This is a genomic window from Brasilonema sennae CENA114 (genome assembly GCF_006968745.1).
Classification (GTDB): Bacteria; Cyanobacteriota; Cyanobacteriia; order Cyanobacteriales; family Nostocaceae; genus Brasilonema; species Brasilonema sennae.
This window is the reverse complement of sequence record NZ_CP030118.1, coordinates 5,789,003-5,809,233: the sequence shown is the minus strand read 5'-3', so window position 1 is coordinate 5,809,233 and position 20,231 is coordinate 5,789,003. Positions and strand designations below refer to the sequence as shown.

Sequence of the window (20,231 nt, the reverse complement as noted above, 5' to 3'; positions counted from 1 at the left end):
CCAAAAATGAAAACATAAAACATCCATCAAAAGGCTTGTTTATTCTAGAATCCGAGTTGTTGACGGAATTTTCAGCAGGTTAAAATATGGAAGACATTTCTAAAGACAAAATAGCAATTATTATATGCTCTGTCAGTGGTATTGAAGAAGCGATCGCCCTTCTTTGCCTAGAGGGGTTTTTCCAAAACCCCTCTCCCCAAATCGGAGATTTAGGGCAAGCAAACGGAGTTTGGTTGGGGCATAGGGCGCACGCCTTGGGCGCACGCCCACAAATTTACCAAATAAGGAGCATTACTTGTTGTAAATTAACTATTTAATGATCCAATTGAGCACGTAGTCAATTCAGTTCAACGTTACAGTGGTAAAGCAATACCCTATGCTGGAGATGTTTCACAAGAATTCCACGCTCAAAACTGCGTGCAAAGAGCAATTAATGTTTAGCAAAGGAGAAAGGGAAGGAAGCCCTGACTCCCTGACTCTCTCATCCCTTTGTTATTCAGTCTCTTCTGTCTTGATAATCTTGCGATGACTTTGGATCTAATTCCCAACGGTTATCATCACGCTGATCTAAAATTTCTGTTGTGCGTAAAAAGGCTTTGTCGTCCATTTCCATTCCAACAGCAGCACCGAGTTCATCTACAATATCTTGATCAGGAGTAGGAGCGGTACCACCTACAGCTTCATCACCTTCATCTGCTGCTGTTTCCCAAGCTGCATCCACATCCCCTGCTGTTAGTTCTGGATTGGCATCAGAATTTCTTTTGATTTGGGTCTGCAGTTTATGATCGCCAATATTATACCCCGGTTCTGTCTTAACACCAGTGCCGTAAGATTCGCTAATTTCTTCTGGCAAATCATTTGTTTCAAGTTCGTTATAACTATTTTGCCTTGCTAAATCTTCTTTTTCTGCCATAATCCTAGTCCTTGCTGCATCCTCAAGATAACGCTTTATCTTCAAAGGGTAGTCTTCCTAAAGAAGTATGACTTTTGAAATAAAACAATCTCTTCCTTAAGAATGAAGAGAAGGAACTTATTGATGCATAGTCTTATATGTATCAATTCACGTTATAGCCACTTCATGGAGAGTTATGAGTTTAAAGAGGTGAAAATTAGAAATTATTTTTTCTGATAATTCTTACCTACTTACAACTCATAACTATTTTTTTTGAAATTTTGTGAAGAGTGCTAGTTCAAAAGCAACATCTGTATCTCACTTAAAAAATAAAAAATATATCCCTAAAGAACGACGAAGAAAAGTTTTTAAGATGTCATAAAATAAGTAAGTACATGAATTCATGGTCGAGTGATAAGGTAGTTAGGAACTATGACTTTAAGCTTTGAGCATATTGAACTCAAAATCATAGCTCCTGACTGTTTTCTAAAATCACAAATAAATTGAGAAATTTATTGAGTGATTCTACATGTAGAGTTGCTATTTTTTGTGTGTTTCGAGATATTGTAACATCTGCTAAATTTGAATGATTTCAAGCTAATTTCTCAGATAATTACGTCTAACTCTTCCCAGTATCACCAACGAGTGAAGTCACTGCATCAAAGAGTGCAAGTCATTAAGTCCTAAATCCTGACTGACGGATTACAACTCACAAAAAAAGTTAAGGAATGATACTTGAAGCACTGAATGTTCATTTAGTCGAGGAATTAAGGAAAATCAATGGTCAACTATACTACTGGAAAGAAAAAAGTTGCTATCCTCATCGAAAATGATGTAGAAGACGCAGAATTTCAAGTGCCTTACAATGCATTAAAGCAAGCGGGAATGGAAGTCGTTGTTCTTGGTTCTCGTATAAACGAAACTTATAAAGGGAAACAAGGCAAAGTTTCTAAGCAAGCCGATGGGACTACAACTGAAGCAATAGCTTCTGAATTTGATGCTGTAGTCATTCCCGGTGGTGTGGCTCCCGACAAAATGCGGATCAACCCCAATACAGTCAGATTTGTGCAAGAAGCAATGCAGCAAGGAAAATTGGTAGCTGCAGTTTGCCACGGGCCACAACTTCTAATTGAAGGCGACTTGCTCAAAGGAAAACAAGCCACTGGTTTCTTAGCAATTCGCAAAGACATAATTAATGCTGGTGCTAACTATGTAGATGAGCCTTTAGTAGTTGACGGAAATTTGATTACTTCACGTCAACCCGGAGATTTACCAATTTTCACCACAGCTTTATTGAGTCGTTTGGGTTATGGTGGTAAAGAAGCCGCTTTACCAGATGAGAGAGATCCAAAAGCCGAATGGTGGAAATTGGCTAATGCTTGGGGTGGTTCTACCAAGGGTGAGGTTGTTAAGGCTTTGAATACAGCTCTTTCTGGTGAACGTTATTCCCAGGAAGCGTTGGAGAAGTACTCTGAGAAAGAATCTGATCAACAAATAAAATCTCTGTTTCAGGAGATGATTAGCAATAAACAGCGCCACATCGAATTTTTGGAAGCGCGTCTAAATCAACTAGGCGAAAAACCTTCAATAGCCGCAAATATTGCGAACCAGTACGCAAAGGTCAAAACCGCTCTTACAGGAAGTGACGATATTTACCAGTTGCGTTCTGCCTTGGGCGATGTGCAAACGGGTATTGGCGATATTGGCAACTTGATACCAGCAACAACCGACCCAGTATCAACTGCAATGTTCACACAAATTCACAAAGACCTGTTGACACACGAGCAGCGACTCGTAGATCTGTATCGCACTCGGGTGGGTGCAGACGTTAAGCCTGCTAAACCGACTACAGGGGCTGCTGTGTCAATGTAAGGTATTTGTGGAACGAACCACGTGGGCGTAAAGAAGCAAAAGAATATCAGGAAAAGACTTTGCGAGGGGCAGTCGCCACCCTTTGGCAAGCCCCTGCGGGCGTCTACAAGTCGGCAGACCCCTATGGCTAACGCCACGCCTTACGGCTATCGGGGAAGACCTGAGCCCTATGGCTAACGCCACGGCTTCGCCTATCGGGCACGGCTTGAGGTCGAACGGTCTGGCTGCGCTAACGCCAGATCGATGCCTACGGAGGGAAACCCTCCTGCAACACTGGTCTCACCGCCCACTGTCCTCGCCTTGGTGGTTCGTTTTTTAAGAGTAGAGGGAGAGCGAAGAACATGGCATCAATATCGGAAAATAAATCGAGTCAAGCTCAGACAGAAGCCAGTGAAACTGAGCGTTGGGCTTCTTTAATTGGCGGTGGTGCAATGGTGTTAATGGGCTTAAGCCAACGCTCCCTCAGAGGGGTGTTGACGGCTTTGGCAGGTGGCGGACTAATTTATCAGGGTGCAACTAAACAAAGCACAATTAAGCAAGCACAGCAAGCAATCACCGGTAGCGTCACTCAAGTGATAAAAGTAGAAAGAACGGTAACGATTGATAAGCCAGCAGACGAGCTTTACCACTTTTGGCATAACTTTGAGAATCTGCCCAATTTTATGAAGCATCTCAAGTCTGTGAAGGTGTACGATAATAAGCGTTCTCACTGGATCGCAACTGCGCCTTTAGATGCAAGTGTGGAATGGGATGCAGATATTATTGAAGACCGGGAAAACGAATTTATCTCTTGGGCTTCAGTGGAAGGTGCAGATATTGACAACTCTGGTTTTGTCCGCTTCAAAAAAGCGCCTGGTAACCGTGGAACTGAGGTTAAAGTCGTTGTTGAATATAACCCCCCTGGTGGTGCTTTAGCATCTGCTTTTGCCAAACTCTTTGGTGAAGAACCAGAACAGCAAATCGGTGATGATTTGCGCCGTTTCAAGATGTTAATGGAAGCAGGCGAAGTTGCCACTACTGATGGACAAGCAACAGGCGAGAAATGAAGTTGTTAGTTAAATAATTTTGACTAACGACGAATGACTTTGAATGCATAAATTTATGCGACAAGCTTCAGGTACTGCAAATTAAAAACAACAGAGGATTTTTATGGCTCGCTTACGTAAGATTTTGACAGTTTTTCTAGTTGGATTAACATTTTTTGTGACGCAAGCTTTTGGCTATGGCGCATTACAAGCCCAAGCTAATGAAACGGTAACCAGTCCAGAAGGTGTTTATTACAAAGGAACACCTGAAGGCGCTGGCAGAATAAATCACAACGACAACAACGTAGTTGACCAAGCAAAACAGAACTTAAAAGAAACTGCTGATAATGTGCGCGAAAAAGTCAACAAAGTGGGTGATGCCGTAAAAACTCCAGAAGCTACTCATTACAACGCAACACCCGATGAGGACAATTTCAGCAAAGGCAATAAGCTATCTCAAAATAGCGGTCAAAACCCCCTAAAAGAAATTGCTGATAATGTCCGTGAAAAACTCAATCTTGATGAAGAAACTCCTCGCGCTACAAAAGAATTTTTGAGGTCAACTGAAAGAAAAGTTGAAAATACTGTTGAACCAGTAACTGGAACACGAGAAGGATACTATCAAGAGCCTGCCAGAGTGAGATAAGTAGAGTTTATGGTGTAGGGTACGGTAAGTCCCTACACCATAATGACGAATGAGTAATCATTAAGGACTAAAGAGTATGAAAGCAGTTTGCTGGCATGGTGCCAACGATGTGCGAGTCGAAACGGTACCAGACCCCAAAATCATTAACCCACGAGATGCTATTGTCAAAATTACCTCCACGGCAATTTGCGGCTCTGATTTGCATCTTTACAACGGCTACATCCCCACAATGGAAAAGGGGGATATCCTCGGTCATGAATTCATGGGGGAAGTCGTTGAAGTTGGTAGTGCAGTAAAAAATATTAAAGTGGGCGATCGCGTTGTCGTTCCCTTCACAATAGCCTGTGGTAACTGCTATTTTTGCAAACATGATTACTGGTCGCTGTGTGACAACTCTAACCCCAACGCTTGGATAGCTGAAAAGTTGATGGGTTATTCACCATCAGGTCTATTTGGTTACTCCCATATGTTGGGTGGTTACGCTGGCGGTCAAGCAGAATACGCCAGAGTTCCCTTTGCCGATGTAGGCTTGTTCAAAATACCTGATGGTTTAACGGATGAACAGGTACTATTTTTGACAGATATTTTTCCGACTGGTTACATGGCAGCGGAAAACTGCAACATCCAACCTGGTGATGTCGTTGCTATCTGGGGTTGTGGACCAGTTGGGCAGTTCGCCATCAGAAGCGCTTATTTGCTGGGTGCAGAGCGTGTGATCGCCATTGACCGTGTCCCCGAACGCCTGCAAATGGCGAAAGAATACGGCAAAGCAGAAGTTCTTAACTATGAAGAAGTGGATGTTGGCGAAGCCCTTAAAGAAATGACAGGCGGTCGTGGTCCTGATGCTGTGATGGATGCAGTAGGAATGGAAGCGCACGGCACAGACTTTATGGCGTTATACGACAAAGCAAAGCAAGCAGTGCGTCTAGAAACAGACAGACCTACAGCCTTGCGTCAAGTGCTTGTTTCTTGTCGTAAAGGCGGTCATGTATCAATTCCGGGTGTTTACGGAGGCTTTGTGGACAAAGTGCCGATGGGTGCTGTTGTGAACAAAGGTTTGACCATCAAGACGGGACAAACTCACGTCCATAAGTATTTACGTCCTTTACTTGAGCACATCCAGAATGGGGAGATTGACCCATCATTTATTATTACCCATACCTTACCTCTGGAACAAGCGCCCCACGGTTACGAAATTTTCAAGGATAAAAAAGACAACTGCATCAAAGTTGTATTGAAACCATAATGGCATTGGTCATTTGTCCTTTGCTGCAAATGACCAATGATTAACGACTAATAACTAACTATGTTTGACTCTGTAAAAAAAGAACTATCTCGGCGTGCTCTTTTATATAAGGCAGGTTTTGGGTTCATGGGACTGAGTGTTGTTGGGGCAGTCGGAAACATTATCAAACCCGCGCCTACCCTAGCCCAAGCAGCACCAGCACCATCCAATGAACCATCTTTACCTCCAGAAAAAAAGCTCGGATGGGCAATTGTTGGTTTGGGTGAGTTTGCCACCAAACAGATAATGCCTTCGTTTGCGGAGTGTAAGAAGTCGAAGTTGGTGGCGTTGGTGAGTGGCGATCGCGCCAAAGCCGAGAAGTATGCCCAGCAATACAGCGTCAATCCTAAAAATATTTACAATTACCAGAACTATGACTCTATCCGCAATAACCCAGAAGTAGATATTATTTATATCATTCTACCTAACGCGTTACATGCGGAATACAGTATTCGTGGAGTGCAAGCAGGCAAACACATTATGTGTGAAAAGCCGATGGCGATTACTGTAGCTGAATGCCAAGCAATGATTGAAGCGGCAAAAAAAGCAAACCGCAAATTGATGATTGCTTACCGCGCCCAATACGAACCATACAACCTCGCCACCATTCAACTTGCTCAAAGTGGCAAACTTGGCAAGCTCAAGTTAATCACCTCAGATCACGGACGAAACCTCAACCCCAAAGAACCTCAAGATAGGTGGCGCGCGCAAAAAAAATTAGCTGGCGGCGGTTCCCTTTACGACATCGGTATCTACAGCTTACAAGCAGCACGGTACATCACAGGCGAGGAACCCGTAGCAATTAGTGCCATGATATACAGCACCCCTAACGACCCCCGCTTTCGGGAAGTCGAGGAAAATGTCAACTTCGTGCTACGTTTTCCTAGCGGCGTTCTTGCTAACTGTAGCTCCAGCTACGGCTACTCCAATACCAAACGCATACAAGTTTTCGGGTCTGACGCCGTCTTGGAATTAGATCCAGCCACAGACTACTACAAACATCGCTTGATTCTAAAAAGCAAAAACGGTAACCAAGAGCAAAAAATTGAAGACAAGAATCAGTTCGCCCTAGAGATAGATCACTTATCCGAGTCCATCATACAAAACAAACAACCCAAAACACCGGGCGAAGAAGGCTTACAAGACGTTAAACTTATGCAGCTTATTTACGAAGCCGCCCGCACAGGCAAAAGCATCAAAGTTTAGCACTCACTCTCCTCTTCCTTTTCTTCCTTAGCGTCCTTAGCGCCCTACCCTGCGGGAAGCCGCTCCGCGTCTACGCGGTTCATTTTTCATAAACCCAATTAAGGAAACAAATATGTCTGACACAAGCGTTAAAAAAGTAGACTCCGCCCATTCTCCCAAAGGTCAACAAGGTCAAAAATATCTCGCCTCTGGTAAATCTGTATCAATGCGTCTTTGGGAAAACGAACAACCTGATGAATCCAAAGAACCCGCAACACGGGAATATGAAACTGTTGGTTATGTCATCAGTGGTCGTGCCGAGTTGCATATTGAAGGTCAAGTTGTTTCATTGGAGCCTGGAAATTCCTGGGTAGTGCCAAAAGGAGCATCCCACACTTACAAAATTCTAGAACCATTTACCGCTGTTGAAGCAACCAGTCCACCTGCTGAAGTTCACGGTCGAGACGAGAATTAATTCATACTTAGTCAATCTTGACAAAATTATCTCTTAGTTATATGTGACCAGAAGCTAAACTTCTGGTTTTTTTCTTGATTTTGTCATCATAAATAGATCTTCAGATATCCCTAGGGCTAATATTGACACTCCGATTTTGGTCGTTTCAATTGTCACTGGAAAAATTTGCACCCAATCTACTGACATGTACGCTTTGTACGTGTCAGTTTTCTTTTTCAGGTTTAGAGGAATCGCTCTAGCTAAACCAGCTGCAGAGAACACAGAAAGGAGCTAGTATTTTTGCGTTTACCAAAAGGAACAGTGTTACACTCATGAGGGCAGCTAATCAGCTAGCTGATGTGATTTGTCTTGGAATAACAATAAACAATAAAGGCAAATGCAATGACGAGATCGGCGTTGATGGCATTATTACGGCGAGCTTACAAAATCACTCAGGTGTCTCTAGAAACAGGAATTCCTACAGACGAAATAGTTGAGATTTTCCACCAAAAAACCACTCGTCGTCGCTTAATATATGGAGGTTTGGGATTAGCAAGTGCCATCAGTGCAGTGACGTGGGATGATGGAGGTGACTCGGTTGCATATGCCACAATTCCTAAAGTCTTGGTAGTAGGTGCTGGAATTGCTGGACTCGTCGCTGCTTATCGCCTTTCTCAAGCAGGGGTTCCTGTAGATATTGTTGAGGCAAGAAATCGTATTGGCGGTCGAATATATACGCTACAAAATGCTTTAGGGACTTCTATACCTGTAGACTTAGGTGGAGAATTTATTGACACAAACCATACTAGCTTACGCTCTTTAGCGCAGGAATTAGGTTTGCAAATAGCAGATTTGTCTGCTGCTGATAAGGACTTGATACAAGGAACATTGTATTTTCAGGGGCGTAAGATATCAGAAAAAGAAATCTTACAGTGGTTCACTCCATTGGTGCAGAAGATCAAGCGAGATTTAGCCGCTATCGGCAAGATACCTGTCACTTATCGTACACACAATCAGGTTGCTAGTAAGTTAGATAATACCTCTATCACTCAGTACTTAGAGGAAGCACAAGTTCACCCGCTTCTGAGTCAGAGAATACAAGTTGCTTACACTGGTTTATACGGTCGAGAAGCTAGAGAGCAGTCTAGTTTGAATATGCTGCTTTTTATTGGCACAGATCCGAAGAGCTTTCAGATTAGTGCTGAAAGTGATGAACGTTATCAGATTGTTGGTGGAAATGACCAGATCCCTCGTTTGTTAGCACGAATTTTAACCAATTCTATCGAAACAGGGACGGAATTAGAAGCGATCGCAACTCGAAGCGATGGTAGTTACCGAGTCAGTTTACGTTCTGGTAACCGCTCTTTTGAACGAACATATGAGCGAGTTTTGCTGGCGTTACCTTTTAGTACTTTGCGTCAAGTCTCGTTAAATGTAGATTTGCCAGCAGTAAAAAAGAAGGCGATCGCGCAATTAGGTTATGGTAACAATGCCAAGTTAATTACCGCTTATCAAGAACGCATCTGGCGCACACGCTATAACTCAACTGCATTTGTCTCTAGTGATCTTGACTTTCAAAGCATCTGGGAAGCTTCTCGCTATCAACCAGGTTCAAATGGTCTACTCACCAATTTTACTGGCGGTCAAAGCAGTTTACTTCTAGGACAAGGTTCCGCTGAATCTCAAGCTCAAAAACTGCTAACACAACTAGAAAAGATATTCCCAGGAATTCCTAGTGTCCGCAAGGGTGAAGCTATTCGTGCGTATTGGCCCACAGAACCTTATACAAGAGCCTCCTATGCTTGCTATCTTATAGGACAGTGGACAACAATTGCAGGATCTGAACAAGAAAATGTCGGCAATCTGTTTTTTGCTGGCGAACATTGCTCCCAAAAATTCCAAGGTTATATGGAAGGTGGTTGTAGAACAGGTGAAATGGCTGCTGTCCAAATTCTACGTTCTTTGGGTTTGAAAAAGAGCGCGGCTCAACAACAAGCGCGAATGACCAGAACTAGGGGTGTAGCGGTGTAGGGGAAAAGGATACTGAAAAACAAACTTCGTAACCCAGCAATTCTAGTACCCACCCTATGGTAGTTTAAGGTTGGTTGCACTTAACATATTGCAACAGATAACCTTTCCCCTTATGACTGGAGCACAACCTTGGGAATAGAACTACGCAGTTTCGTATTTCTCGACAGCCTGCAACCTCAACATGCAGCATATATGGGAACAGTAGCTCAAGGTTTCTTGCCATTACCAGGAGATTCATCGCTATGGATTGAAATCTCTCCTGGTATCGAAATTAATCGGATTACTGATGTAGCATTGAAAGCAGCTTCTGTCCGTCCAGGAGCACTTGTGGTCGAACGATTGTATGGTCTATTAGAAATTCATTCTAGCTCCCAAGGGGAAACGCGAGCTGCTGGTCAAGCCATTTTGGCGACACTGGGAGTCAAAAAACACGAATGTCTCAAACCGCGTGTTGTTTCTAACCAGATTATTCGTAACATTGATGCTTACCAAGCACAGCTTCTCAATCGCACGAACCGGGGACAAATGCTGCTAGCAGGGGAAACGCTGTATGTATTAGAAGTTGAGCCTGCTGCTTATGCTGCACTGGCTGCAAATGAAGCAGAGAAAGCGGCGGCGATTAATATACTAGCAGTTCAACCTGTAGGGAGCTTTGGACGGCTTTACTTGGGTGGACAAGAACGAGATATTCTTGCAGGTGCTCAAGGAGCATTAACGGCGATTGAAAATGTAACTGGTCGAGTAAATCCTTTGAGTGGGCGTCAGGAGTAGAAAATGGCAAATCTTCAGCATCTAGCTTTATTAGAAATAGGTGCGCTGGCATGGAATGAGTGGAGAAGGAAAAATCCCCAAATTGAACCAGATCTTAGAGATGCTGAACTCAATGGCGCTAACCTCTACACAGCCAACCTCATCAAAGCTAATTTAAGCGCTGCTAACTTCAGTGTTGCTAACTTAAGCGCTGCTACACTGACACAAGCTGATTTAAGTCATGCCAATCTGATTGGAGCTGATTTGACTGAGGCGAATCTCAAAGGCGCTTTCCTGTGTGAGGCTAACTTGATTGGGACTGAGTTGAAAGGCGCTAACTTGAGAGATGCCGATTTGGGTTATGCAAAGCTAATTCGTGCTAACCTCTGTTTTGCAAACTTAATCGCAGCGAACTTAATTGCGGCTGACTTAAGTAAGGCAAACCTGTACGAGGCAGAAGTGATCGGGGCTTATCTTTACAAAGCTGACTTGTACAAAGCTAATCTCAGGCAAGCTCACCTGAGTGGTGCATACTTATTACGAGCTAATTTGAGTGAAGCTGATTTGAGTAAAGCTGACTTGAGATGGACTAACCTCCAAGGAGCGAACTTAGCAGGAGCTAATCTTAGAGGAGCTAAGCTTGAGGGAGCGAAACTCAGGGGAGCCAACGTTAGTGGTGTGGATTTTCAGGACACAATAATACCTGAGTAATACATGTGTTGTCCTAGTGCGTTCGCAAGCGACCTAGTAAACCCAATCACGCCAGTTGATGGCGACAGTCGCACCTGCAGCATCGCTGTGTCAACTTTATCTATCCACAGACTAGGCGAGAATCTAACTGGAAGTTTGAACAAGATGGAAAATTGATTGACCTTTGCGTTGACAGTTATCTGCGATTCGATAATTCAGAAGTCATTTTAGAGGCGGTGATTCAAGGAGCCGGTGTGGTTCAATTTCCCAAATTTATTGCAGCCAAAGCGATCGCACGTGGAGACCTCGAACCGATTCTCCAATCCTACACGACCCAACTTGGATTACCGATCGCAGTGTTGTATCCGCAAAAACGTTATCTCTCGGCTAAAGTTCGCGTCTTTGTTGAGTTTATGACAGAATTGACGGCTGCGTTAAAGCGAGTTGATGTTGTAGATTGAAAGCTTGTCAAAAATAACCCGCTTTTTCTGTGTTTTCCATCAAAATGCCCTTATGTTGACTGGCGCATCAAGATCTGAAACTTAAACTATAAGTTTTTATTTCGATTGCGGAATTGACAACAAAAATTATGTGGTAAGAAATAAATAGGATGCCGTGCTTACGAGGTAGCATATGGAGCCATTAACTGCTGGTGCGATCGCTATTGGGACTTTGATTGCGACTAAGGCTGTGGAAAAAACGGGTGAAAAGGTAGGGGAAACTATATGGAATAAAGCTGGTCAATTTCTCGTCACCCTTGAAAAACACTCTCCCCATACAGTAGTTGGTATTGAGAAAGCACCTTCTCAACCAATCGATTATGGCAAAGCTGTACTAGAAGTAGAATCTGCGGCTAAGGCTAATCCTGAAGTGGCTCAAGCTGCACAGGAATTGGCAACAGCAGCAGAAACTAATCCACCATCAAACTTGGCTGAAATTTTGAGACAGATAAAAGCATCTGTAGAAAAATCTCAACAATCATACCCTTCAACATTTATCCAAAACATCGAAAAAGCTATTAATGCAGCTCAAAACCAAACCATTGATCAAAGAGGTAGTACTTTTAATATTTGACTGCAGTCGTCCGAATGGGAACGGACAAAGTTAAATCCCCCAAATAATGTTGTGTTACAAGGTTCTGCCAATTTTGTAGGCAGACAGCATGAACTTTGCCTACTACGAGAAAAGTTGCAGCAACCAAGCGTAGTGACAATTTCTGCTGTTTCTGGTATGGGTGGTGTTGGCAAAACCGAACTCGCAACCCAATATGTACGACAACATGAAGCGGATTACCCTGGTGGAATTTGCTGGTTAAATGCCAGAGAATCAGATTTAGCAGCAGAGATTTTGCAGTTTGCCCTGTTCAACATGAATTTGGAAGTACCGCAGGAGTTGGGGGGACGAAAACTTAATCCTGAACAACAAGTAGAGTGGTTCTGGCAGAACTGGCGACCGACCGAAGGTCTAGTGTTGATTGTACTGGATGATGTCACTTCTTGGAAAAGTTGTCGCAAGCTACTGCCAAAATCTAACCGCTTCCGAATTTTGATGACAACGCGCCTGCGACGGATAGACACCAACTTTGTGGAAATATCGCTAGATGTGCTCTCAGCAGAGGATGCTTTAATATTTTTAACAAAGGTGTTGGGCGAACAAGACCAACGAGTAAAACAAGAATCAAGAGTAGCAGAAAGTTTGTGTGCGTGGCTGGGTTATTTACCTCTGGGTTTGGAGTTAGTGGGGCGGTATTTGGTAGAAGATCCCGATTTATCTCTAGCAGAAATGTTACACCACTTGAAGGCTCAACAATTGCGAGATGAAGCAATTAACCCAGAAGAGGAGCAATTGCAAGATACAGAAATGACAGCCAAGCGTGGGGTAAAAGCAGCATTTGAATTAAGCTGGCGAGAACTCAATCAAAAAACACAATATGTCGGTGAATTATTAAGCTTATTTGCACCAGATGTCATACTTTGGGAATGGGTGGAGTTCACGAGTAAGTCTCTTAATTGGGTAGAAGCAGATGTGAAGGAGGCGAAAAAGCAACTTTACAAGCTTCATTTGATTCAACGGCTAGCAGAACGAGATAGTGGTTACAAAATTCATCCCTTAATTCGGGAGTTTTTAAAAGTCAAACAAGCAGCATCTAAACAAGCCGATGAATTGAAACGCGCTTTTGCAGAAATTTTTATCGCGATTGCTCAAAAAATCCCCGATTTGCCAATCCGTCGTGATATTGAATCAGTCAAAGATGCTATTCCACATTTAACGGAAGTGGCACAAAATCTGACTGATGCAGTCAGTGATGAAAATTTAATTTGGGCTTTTGTTGGCTTGGGTAGATTTTATTCGGGACAGGGATTGTATGCACTTGCTCAACCTTGGGGTGAGCAATGTGTATTAGTAGTAAGATGCAGTTTAGAAAAAAAACATCCCTACTATGCCATTTGCCTGAACAACTTAGGAAATATCTACTACTTCCAAAAGCGCTATCAAGATGCTGAACCATTGTATGAGGAAGCCCTAGCTATAACAGCAGAGGTGCTAGGAGAAGAACATCCCGACCTTGCCACTTACTTGAACAACTTAGGAAATCTCTACACCGCCCAAGAGCGCTATCAAGATGCTGAACAACGCTATATGCTTGCCGTAGAACTAACAAGAAAGATACAAGGAGAAGAACATCCCGACCTTGCCACTTACTTGAACAACTTAGGCAAGGTTTACTTCTTACAAAAGCGCTATCTAGATGCTGAACCATTGTATAATGACGCCGTGGAACTAACAAGAAAGATACAAGGAGAAAAACATCCCGACCTTGTCACTTACTTAAACAACTTAGCAGATCTCTACACCTCCCAAGAGCGCTATCAAGAAGCTGAACCGTTGTATAAGGAAGCCCAGGCTATAAGCCAGGACAATAGTGCTGCGACGCAATATTAGTTATGCAACTGTGACTACTGAAGATACTAAGGCTTGGGATACTTTCATGTCCCTTGTTGCTACTACCGGGACTTAAACATTTTTGAGGACAAAACAAACCTCAAACCTATACAAGGTAGGGAAAATACACTTAGGTTGAAACCATAATCAAAAGTTACAGAAGCATATGTTCTGGGCTAATCTTCACTTGATTATCATTATCAAAAAGTTTGTGAGTAGCTATGCTTACCCCCTTCACCAACCACTTTTGACCCATTCGTGAGAGGTTAAGGTCGGATACCCTTTGTCAATAAGCAATAATACTCAAATTAAGGCTAAAAAGCGGGGTTAGAACACAATTTTTGAGTAGGCGATCGCGTAATCTGGATACGCATCATTCATTCTTGACCTATAAGTCCAGTACAAGAGTTAACTTAATACCTCCGCTTTTTCCAAAATTTCAGCATAATTTCTAATTGACAAAATTAAAATTATCTTATATCTTACGGATGACCTTTGGAATTTCTTTCTCGATGACCTTTGGAATTTCTTTCTCGATGACCAGAACTGCTTTCTGGATGACCTTTGGAATTTCTTTCTCCACAGACTTGAGAATTTCATTGCCCTGTAAATTCGGTAAATTTATTTTGTAGTTGTATATCACTACTATGAGCTTGCCGCTTTTCGATTTTATGATGCGGACAGGGTGCGATTTTATCATCTTTGTGGTGATGTTACCTTTTGAATGAAAACTATGATGAACTTTTAAAACTCGTTGGGGCATAGAATTGCAGAAGTCATCCTTGTCTGAAGATCTTGGGATTTGCCCATCATCAAGACATAACTCATGCCAAGATGCTTGTATCTCCTCTGTTATCTTCTGCCGTTGGTCGTCATTTAGACCATTCTTTTCAAGGATAGTAAGAGTTTTATCAGATAATTGTGGGCTTGTTTGCGGTTGACGATCGCCAGCAAAGGTAATCTGAGGAATAGATACTGTTGTGATTAAGACAAAGGTACTTATTAATCCGCTTAATTTATTTTTCATATAGAGATTAGTTCTAAACGCTGATTTATAAGAATGGCTGGCTGAAAACCTTTGAGAGACTGCTACGTAGTTGCGTTTTCGTGCCTTAAACAAGGGATGAAAGCCGTCAGTATAGCCTAATGGTTATAGTTATATCTATAATTGACGCGATGTGCGACTTAATGTTCCCTAACAAGTTCGTCGAACTGAAGAGGGTTACAATTGTGGCGATTAAGCCAAAAAACAGACGGTATGAGCTAAAATCTTACGATTGAGACGACTGGTGAGATGCCATATATTTCTGAAGAGGTCGGATAAGAGAAGATACATCACTGTACCTTTGAGCTTCACCGAACGTCCGAAGTCCTCCGGCTTATCGCTCGCTTGGACGACATTGGGGATTTGGCAAGACGGTTTGCCGCCATGTTATGAACAAGTGGTAGCAATATTGTATAATTCTTCACATGAAAAAAAAGTTAGTTGTAGCCTCTATTCTTCTTTGTCTAATGAACTCTTCTTTGGCAAGCGCAGAAGTTAATCATTTTGAAGACCCCAGAGTGACGCTCTCAACTGTTGAGGCAGATTGGTCGATCAAGACTGATAAAACTGAAAGACCGCAAGTTGGTGCTAGTGTTGCAACATTGCTCAAAGCTGAAAACGAATTACAATTTCAGGGTACACTGGCTGCTATTGAGGGTAACGGGGGACTTGTCGGGTTTGCGTTTGTAGAAACACCTTTATCCCAAGATTTGAGCCAATACAAGTACATAGAATTCTACGCTAAATCTAAAGAAGCCAGAGTCGTTTACACGCTAACACTCAAAGACGAGCAAACTCAGCAGGACGCTGGAACTCTCACATTTGAGCAAGAGTTTGTTGTTGGGACAGACTGGACAAAAGTGAAGTTGGCTTTGAGTGAGTTTCAACCAAAAATTCGTGGGAGACTTGTAGATAGCTTTCAATTGGATCTTAAGCAGGTGCGATCGCTTTCTTTTCAAATCAATCGCAGCCAGCAGGAACCAGATTCACCCATTCCACTTGAGTTTGGTTTAGATGTGGGTTCAGAGGTATTGGTCACAAATCAAGAATAAAGTCAAAACTTGGTTGAATATTTGCTTTAGTTGCTCGTACTTCCTCAAGCTTCTGATAATCGGTCTTGACAAGACAGACATATAATAGTAAGTGCGTCAACGAGTACATACTCATACGCGCGTTGCATTCATGACTTACACCCTCTGGGTTCGCCAGTCGCCTGACGCCACATTCTTCAACGGGGGGAACCCCCGCACAGAAGTGGCTCCGGAGGGAAACCCTCCCGCAGCGCTGGTCTCACCTCACTCCCGCCCTGACGGGCACCCCTCTCCTTAGTAAGGAGAGGGGGATAAGGTGAGGTTATTGAGCCGCAACTTGGTATCAGCTAATAGTTTCTGCGCTCCTTCATTATGTTGCCTAAACCCAAAAAGCATTGGACACCCTCACATTGGGCAAGTTGGAAGCCCTTTGGTATTGGCGAGCAATATCCAAATAACTACTGGGAAGTTTTTCGTGCCATTTGGCTATCTCGTCACAAGTTGCCTTATGCGTGGAACATCCTGAATAAGGGTGTTTGTGATGGTTGCGCTTTGGGGACAACCGGGATGAAAGATTGGACAGTAGATGGAATTCATGTCTGCAATGTCCGATTGCGGCTTTTGCAGATGAACACAATGCCAGCTTTTGACCCTGCAATTTTGGCGGATGTCTCTGCGTTGCAGACAAAAAAGAGTGCTGAACTACGCGAGTTGGGACGGCTTCCTTACCCAATGATCCGCCAGAGTGGGGAAAAAGGCTTTCGCCGAGTCAACTGGGATGAGGCATTGGAAGCGATCGCCAGTCGCATTCGCGCCACAACACCAGACCGCTTAAGCTTTTATATTACCAGCAGAGGCACTGTCAACGAAACATACTACGCCACTCAAAAAGCTGTGCGGGCGATGGGAACCAACAATATTGACAACGCCGCCCGTATCTGTCATTCTCCTAGTACCGCAGGTTTAAAAGGTGCAATCGGTGCAGCTGCAACCACCTGCTCTTACAAAGACTGGATTGGCACAGATTTATTAGTTTTCATTGGTTCAAACGTCGCCAATAATCAACCTGTCACCGTTAAGTATCTGCACAATGCCAAGAAGGCAGGTACAAGAATAGTCGTGATTAATACCTACCGCGAGCCAGGGATGGAGCGATACTGGGTTCCCTCAATTCCAGAAAGTGCTTTGTTTGGTACTAAGTTTGCTGAAGATTTCTTTTTGGTAAACATGGGCGGGGACATGGCATTTTTGAATGGTACAATCAAGCATATGATTGCCAACGGCTGGGTAGACGAGTCGTTTATCAACCGCTACACTGCTGGATTTGATGAGCTTAAAGCTTTCCTTGAAACTCAATCTTGGGAAAAGTTAGAGCAGCTTTCAGGAGCGAAGCGCGATGAAATGTATGCTTTTGCCAAAATGGTTGGAGAAGCAAATAAAGCTGTCTTTGTCTGGAGCATGGGTATTACCCAGCATGAGTGTGGCGAAGACAACGTGCGAGCTATTATTAACTTGGCTCTTACCAAAGGTTTTGTTGGTCGGGAAGGTTGCGGTTTGATGCCCATTCGCGGTCACTCTGGGGTACAAGGTGGTGCAGAGATGGGATGTTACGCGACAGTCTTTCCTGGTGGTAAGCCTATTATCCCAGAAAATGCTGCTCAGTTGAGTAAGCTTTGGGGCTTTGATGTGCCAGTCACAAAAGGTTTGATTGCTCCAGAAATGATTCATGCAGCATCTGAGGGACAGTTAGACGTATTGTTCTCTGTAGGTGGGAATTTCTTGGAGGTTTTGCCAGAACCTGATTATGTAGAAGATGCCTTGAAGCGAGTACCGATGCGAGTACACATGGATATTGTTCTTTCTAGCCAAATGCTTGTGGAACCAACAGATACTGTGGTGCTGTTACCTGCAACAACTCGCTACGAAATACCAGGGGGAGTCACAGAAACTAGCACTGAACGCCGAGTCATTTTCAGCCCAGAAATTCCTGGTCCCCGTATTGGGGAGGCGCGTCCAGAGTGGGAAGTGTTTATGGAATTGGCAAGGCGGGTGCGTCCTGAGTTGGCAGACAAGTTAGCTTTTGTTGATACTGCTGGTATGCGTCAAGAAATTGCCCAAGTTGTCCTGCAATACGCTGGAATTCAACACCTCAAGGAAGCAGGCGACCAGTTTCAGTATAGTGGTTCACATTTGTGCTTTGGCTGGAATTTTCCAACTGCTGATGGTAAAGCTCATTTTGCGGTGGTGTCTCGTGGAGAGCGAGAATTACCAGAAGGTAGCTTCCTAGTAGCTACGCGTCGAGGTAAGCAGTTTAATTCTATGGTACAAGAGCGTAAGGATGCGATTACAGGGGCAGTACGCGAGGCGGTTTTTATCAATGAGGTAGATGCCAAACACTTTGGATTGAATGATGGTGATGTAGTTATTCTGACAAACGAGCTTGGTAATTTAAAAGGAAAAGTTTACACAGCACCCATTAAACCAGGAAATTTGCAGGTACATTGGCCAGAGGGGAATGTGTTGCTGGATAAAAGTAAGCGATCGCGTGAAGGAGTGCCAGATTATAATGCTGTGGTGCGTTTGGAAAAGGTTGATTAGTGAGTCAGACATGCCGGATTTTAGATTTCTTCTATGAAGAAATTCCCAGAGAAGTTCCATGCGCGGGTTAAGTGCGCCGTTGGAAACTTCGCCAGACGAGTCACCTTTTTAAATTTTGGATGTTGAACCTTTAAATCCAAAATTCAAAATCTAAAATTCGGTCAGTGAGTTTGTGGGAACTTGTGTACAGATGGAGAGATGGAAGCATGAAAACGCAAACTGGTAGTAAAAGCAAAGCTACTGTCTGGGTAGTAGAAAAAGGTCAAGTACGCCCTCGACAAGACCAACTAACCACAGAAGAACCCTTGGAAATTCGCCTAGTCTCTCCTGAAAAAACAATCGCTATTACCATGCGAACACCAGGGGCAGATTTTGAACTGGCTGCTGGTTTTCTTTACAGTGAGGGGGTTATTAGTTGTAAAGAAGATATCCAACGCATGAGTTACTGCGTGGATAAATCTGTAGATATTGAGCAACGCTACAACATTGTGAATGTTACCCTTGGAGAGGGTTTGAATCCAGATTTACAGCCTTTGGAAAGACATTTTTATACAACAAGTGCCTGTGGAGTTTGTGGTAAGGCAAGTCTAGAGGCTTTGCGTTTACGAGGTTGTCCGGTTATTCTTCCACAACCCATTGTAACTGCTGAGATGATTTATGATTTACCAGATAAGCTGCGGGCGGCTCAAGGTATATTTAAGGCTACAGGAGGTTTGCACGCTGCGGCTTTGTTTGATGCCCAAGGACAGCTGCTGAATTTGCATGAAGACGTGGGGCGTCACAATGCTTTGGATAAATTAATAGGTTCAGCATTGCTGAGTGAGCAGTTACCCTTAAGCGATCATATCGTCATGGTAAGCGGACGCTCTAGCTTTGAGATTTTGCAAAAGTCTACAGCGGCTGGTGTTCCCATTGTTTGTTCTGTTTCAGCCCCTAGTAGTTTAGCAGTGTCTGTAGCAAAAGAATTTGGGATTACTCTAATTGGATTTTTGCGAGGGGAACGGTTCAATGTCTACACTGGTTTTGAGAGAATAAACGTTTATAAAAACAAGGGATAGCAATGAACGAGTTTAAAATACGATGACTTTTCAATACACTGATGCATTCATTGCTCTGGCAACTTTTGATCTAGAAAACTTGGTTGGTTTCTATACCCAATTTCTCAGTATAGAACCAACTACCTACATCCCAAATATTTATGCTGAGTTCCGACTTCCTAGTTTAAAATTAGGTATTTTTCAACCAAAACAAACTCATTTTTCGGAATTTGAACATTCAGCTAAAAGTAAGATGAGTTTGTGTTTAGAGGTGAGTGATTTAGAAAGTGTTATTGCTCACCTGAGTGTATTGGGGTATTCACCACCCGGAGAGATTATCACTGCTTCTCACGGTAAGGAAATTTACGCTTATGACCCTGATGGTAACAGAATAATTATACATCAGTCAAAGTAAATACGCCCTTTGCTACTGTATGCCTAAAATTTTATAAGAAGGCTCTTACAAACGTTAATGTCATGAAATTCCAACGATACACTAACACAAATGCACTTCTATGATTTATCTGTGTTAATCTGTGTGCATCTGTGGTTTGTAACACTTATCAGTTATCAGTTAGCAGTCATGAATTTTATCACTTGGATAAAGACCTGTCCACCAAATCGTGGAATGCGTTGGTCGCGGGTCGGGCATCTTCCACTACACGCCTCTTAACTGCGTCGTTAGCTGTTCATTATTTTAATATTCTTATATTCAGTTTTCTTCAGTGATAGGTTACAATTTGCTAA

The 20,231-nt window shown here is 43.1% G+C and carries 19 protein-coding genes and 1 pseudogene; 17 read left to right on the top strand and 3 right to left on the bottom strand.

Annotated elements, in window-relative coordinates:
- Positions 1-86 precede the first annotated feature (86 nt).
- A complete protein-coding gene (locus tag DP114_RS24310) occupies positions 87-317 on the top strand; it encodes a hypothetical protein (protein ID WP_169267419.1) in 231 nt (76 codons plus the stop codon).
- A 179-nt stretch (positions 318-496) separates the two neighbouring features.
- Here the strand turns inward: DP114_RS24310 and DP114_RS24305 are convergent, their stop codons facing one another.
- Positions 497-913 (bottom strand): DUF6335 family protein, encoded by a 417-nt coding sequence (locus DP114_RS24305; RefSeq protein ID WP_171977343.1) that lies wholly within the window; start codon positions 911-913, stop codon positions 497-499.
- 759 nt (positions 914-1,672) lie between these two features.
- On the opposite strand from DP114_RS24305, the gene DP114_RS24300 reads away from it, so the two are divergent.
- From DP114_RS24300 to DP114_RS24245, 12 genes are all read left to right on the top strand, one after another.
- Complete coding sequence (locus DP114_RS24300; RefSeq protein WP_169267421.1) at positions 1,673-2,764, top strand: DJ-1/PfpI/YhbO family deglycase/protease; 1,092 nt, start codon at positions 1,673-1,675, stop codon at positions 2,762-2,764.
- A 341-nt stretch (positions 2,765-3,105) separates the two neighbouring features.
- Complete coding sequence (locus tag DP114_RS24295; RefSeq protein ID WP_171977342.1) at positions 3,106-3,810, top strand: SRPBCC family protein; 705 nt, start codon at positions 3,106-3,108, stop codon at positions 3,808-3,810.
- A 103-nt stretch (positions 3,811-3,913) separates the two neighbouring features.
- Positions 3,914-4,435 carry a hypothetical protein gene (locus DP114_RS24290; protein ID WP_171977341.1) on the top strand — a complete coding sequence of 174 codons (522 nt, stop codon included), beginning with the start codon at positions 3,914-3,916 and terminating at the stop codon, positions 4,433-4,435.
- Positions 4,436-4,511: 76 nt separating this feature from the next.
- A complete protein-coding gene (locus DP114_RS24285) occupies positions 4,512-5,681 on the top strand; it encodes a zinc-dependent alcohol dehydrogenase (protein ID WP_169267424.1) in 1,170 nt (389 codons plus the stop codon).
- 60 nt (positions 5,682-5,741) lie between these two features.
- Positions 5,742-6,926 carry a Gfo/Idh/MocA family protein gene (locus DP114_RS24280; RefSeq protein ID WP_171977340.1) on the top strand — a complete coding sequence of 395 codons (1,185 nt, stop codon included), beginning with the start codon at positions 5,742-5,744 and terminating at the stop codon, positions 6,924-6,926.
- A gap of 112 nt (positions 6,927-7,038) precedes the next feature.
- On the top strand, positions 7,039-7,380 hold the full coding sequence (locus DP114_RS24275; RefSeq protein ID WP_171977339.1) for a cupin domain-containing protein: 342 nt from the start codon (positions 7,039-7,041) through the stop codon (positions 7,378-7,380).
- Positions 7,381-7,761: 381 nt separating this feature from the next.
- Positions 7,762-9,390 (top strand): flavin monoamine oxidase family protein, encoded by a 1,629-nt coding sequence (locus tag DP114_RS24270; RefSeq protein ID WP_171977338.1) that lies wholly within the window; start codon positions 7,762-7,764, stop codon positions 9,388-9,390.
- Between the two features lie 129 nt (positions 9,391-9,519).
- On the top strand, positions 9,520-10,161 hold the full coding sequence (locus DP114_RS24265) for a hypothetical protein (RefSeq protein ID WP_169267428.1): 642 nt from the start codon (positions 9,520-9,522) through the stop codon (positions 10,159-10,161).
- Positions 10,162-10,164: 3 nt separating this feature from the next.
- Positions 10,165-10,851 (top strand): pentapeptide repeat-containing protein, encoded by a 687-nt coding sequence (locus tag DP114_RS24260; protein ID WP_171977337.1) that lies wholly within the window; start codon positions 10,165-10,167, stop codon positions 10,849-10,851.
- 74 nt (positions 10,852-10,925) lie between these two features.
- The gene (locus DP114_RS24255) at positions 10,926-11,291 is read left to right on the top strand and encodes a LysR substrate-binding domain-containing protein (protein WP_211178650.1); all 366 of its coding nucleotides are present in this window, start codon (positions 10,926-10,928) and stop codon (positions 11,289-11,291) included.
- A 172-nt stretch (positions 11,292-11,463) separates the two neighbouring features.
- Complete coding sequence (locus DP114_RS24250; RefSeq protein WP_169267430.1) at positions 11,464-11,904, top strand: hypothetical protein; 441 nt, start codon at positions 11,464-11,466, stop codon at positions 11,902-11,904.
- Positions 11,905-11,955: 51 nt separating this feature from the next.
- On the top strand, positions 11,956-13,773 hold the full coding sequence (locus DP114_RS24245) for a tetratricopeptide repeat protein (RefSeq protein ID WP_172195283.1): 1,818 nt from the start codon (positions 11,956-11,958) through the stop codon (positions 13,771-13,773).
- 475 nt (positions 13,774-14,248) lie between these two features.
- On the opposite strand, the gene DP114_RS24240 is transcribed toward DP114_RS24245, so the two are convergent.
- Together DP114_RS24240 and DP114_RS36405 are read right to left on the bottom strand one after the other, a co-directional pair.
- Positions 14,249-14,800 (bottom strand): hypothetical protein, encoded by a 552-nt coding sequence (locus DP114_RS24240; protein ID WP_169268147.1) that lies wholly within the window; start codon positions 14,798-14,800, stop codon positions 14,249-14,251.
- 158 nt (positions 14,801-14,958) lie between these two features.
- Positions 14,959-15,082 (bottom strand): annotated as a pseudogene (locus DP114_RS36405) (IS982 family transposase); the annotation flags it as partial.
- 203 nt (positions 15,083-15,285) lie between these two features.
- Between DP114_RS36405 and DP114_RS24235 the strand changes: the two are divergent.
- From DP114_RS24235 to DP114_RS24220, 4 genes are all read left to right on the top strand, one after another.
- Positions 15,286-15,870: a CIA30 family protein gene (locus DP114_RS24235; RefSeq protein ID WP_171977335.1), complete on the top strand. Its 585-nt coding sequence runs from the start codon at positions 15,286-15,288 to the stop codon at positions 15,868-15,870.
- Positions 15,871-16,221: 351 nt separating this feature from the next.
- Positions 16,222-18,447 (top strand): FdhF/YdeP family oxidoreductase, encoded by a 2,226-nt coding sequence (locus DP114_RS24230; RefSeq protein ID WP_171977334.1) that lies wholly within the window; start codon positions 16,222-16,224, stop codon positions 18,445-18,447.
- Positions 18,448-18,653: 206 nt separating this feature from the next.
- On the top strand, positions 18,654-19,505 hold the full coding sequence (fdhD, locus tag DP114_RS24225; protein WP_169268150.1) for a formate dehydrogenase accessory sulfurtransferase FdhD: 852 nt from the start codon (positions 18,654-18,656) through the stop codon (positions 19,503-19,505).
- Positions 19,506-19,527: 22 nt separating this feature from the next.
- Positions 19,528-19,899, top strand: coding sequence for a VOC family protein (locus tag DP114_RS24220; protein WP_171977333.1), 372 nt, complete (start codon positions 19,528-19,530; stop codon positions 19,897-19,899).
- Positions 19,900-20,231 lie beyond the last annotated feature (332 nt).

What these genes read in the sequence shown, in the direction of transcription:
- DP114_RS24310 (WP_169267419.1), top strand. Translation starts at nt 87, where the DNA reads ATGGAAGACATTTCTAAAGACAAAATAGCAATTATTATATGCTCTGTC.
- DP114_RS24305 (WP_171977343.1), bottom strand. Translation starts at nt 913, where the DNA reads ATGGCAGAAAAAGAAGATTTAGCAAGGCAAAATAGTTATAACGAACTT.
- DP114_RS24300 (WP_169267421.1), top strand. Translation starts at nt 1,673, where the DNA reads ATGGTCAACTATACTACTGGAAAGAAAAAAGTTGCTATCCTCATCGAA.
- DP114_RS24295 (WP_171977342.1), top strand. Translation starts at nt 3,106, where the DNA reads ATGGCATCAATATCGGAAAATAAATCGAGTCAAGCTCAGACAGAAGCC.
- DP114_RS24290 (WP_171977341.1), top strand. Translation starts at nt 3,914, where the DNA reads ATGGCTCGCTTACGTAAGATTTTGACAGTTTTTCTAGTTGGATTAACA.
- DP114_RS24285 (WP_169267424.1), top strand. Translation starts at nt 4,512, where the DNA reads ATGAAAGCAGTTTGCTGGCATGGTGCCAACGATGTGCGAGTCGAAACG.
- DP114_RS24280 (WP_171977340.1), top strand. Translation starts at nt 5,742, where the DNA reads ATGTTTGACTCTGTAAAAAAAGAACTATCTCGGCGTGCTCTTTTATAT.
- DP114_RS24275 (WP_171977339.1), top strand. Translation starts at nt 7,039, where the DNA reads ATGTCTGACACAAGCGTTAAAAAAGTAGACTCCGCCCATTCTCCCAAA.
- DP114_RS24270 (WP_171977338.1), top strand. Translation starts at nt 7,762, where the DNA reads ATGACGAGATCGGCGTTGATGGCATTATTACGGCGAGCTTACAAAATC.
- DP114_RS24260 (WP_171977337.1), top strand. Translation starts at nt 10,165, where the DNA reads ATGGCAAATCTTCAGCATCTAGCTTTATTAGAAATAGGTGCGCTGGCA.
- DP114_RS24250 (WP_169267430.1), top strand. Translation starts at nt 11,464, where the DNA reads ATGGAGCCATTAACTGCTGGTGCGATCGCTATTGGGACTTTGATTGCG.
- DP114_RS24240 (WP_169268147.1), bottom strand. Translation starts at nt 14,800, where the DNA reads ATGAAAAATAAATTAAGCGGATTAATAAGTACCTTTGTCTTAATCACA.
- DP114_RS24235 (WP_171977335.1), top strand. Translation starts at nt 15,286, where the DNA reads ATGAACTCTTCTTTGGCAAGCGCAGAAGTTAATCATTTTGAAGACCCC.
- DP114_RS24230 (WP_171977334.1), top strand. Translation starts at nt 16,222, where the DNA reads ATGTTGCCTAAACCCAAAAAGCATTGGACACCCTCACATTGGGCAAGT.
- fdhD (WP_169268150.1), top strand. Translation starts at nt 18,654, where the DNA reads ATGAAAACGCAAACTGGTAGTAAAAGCAAAGCTACTGTCTGGGTAGTA.
- DP114_RS24220 (WP_171977333.1), top strand. Translation starts at nt 19,528, where the DNA reads ATGACTTTTCAATACACTGATGCATTCATTGCTCTGGCAACTTTTGAT.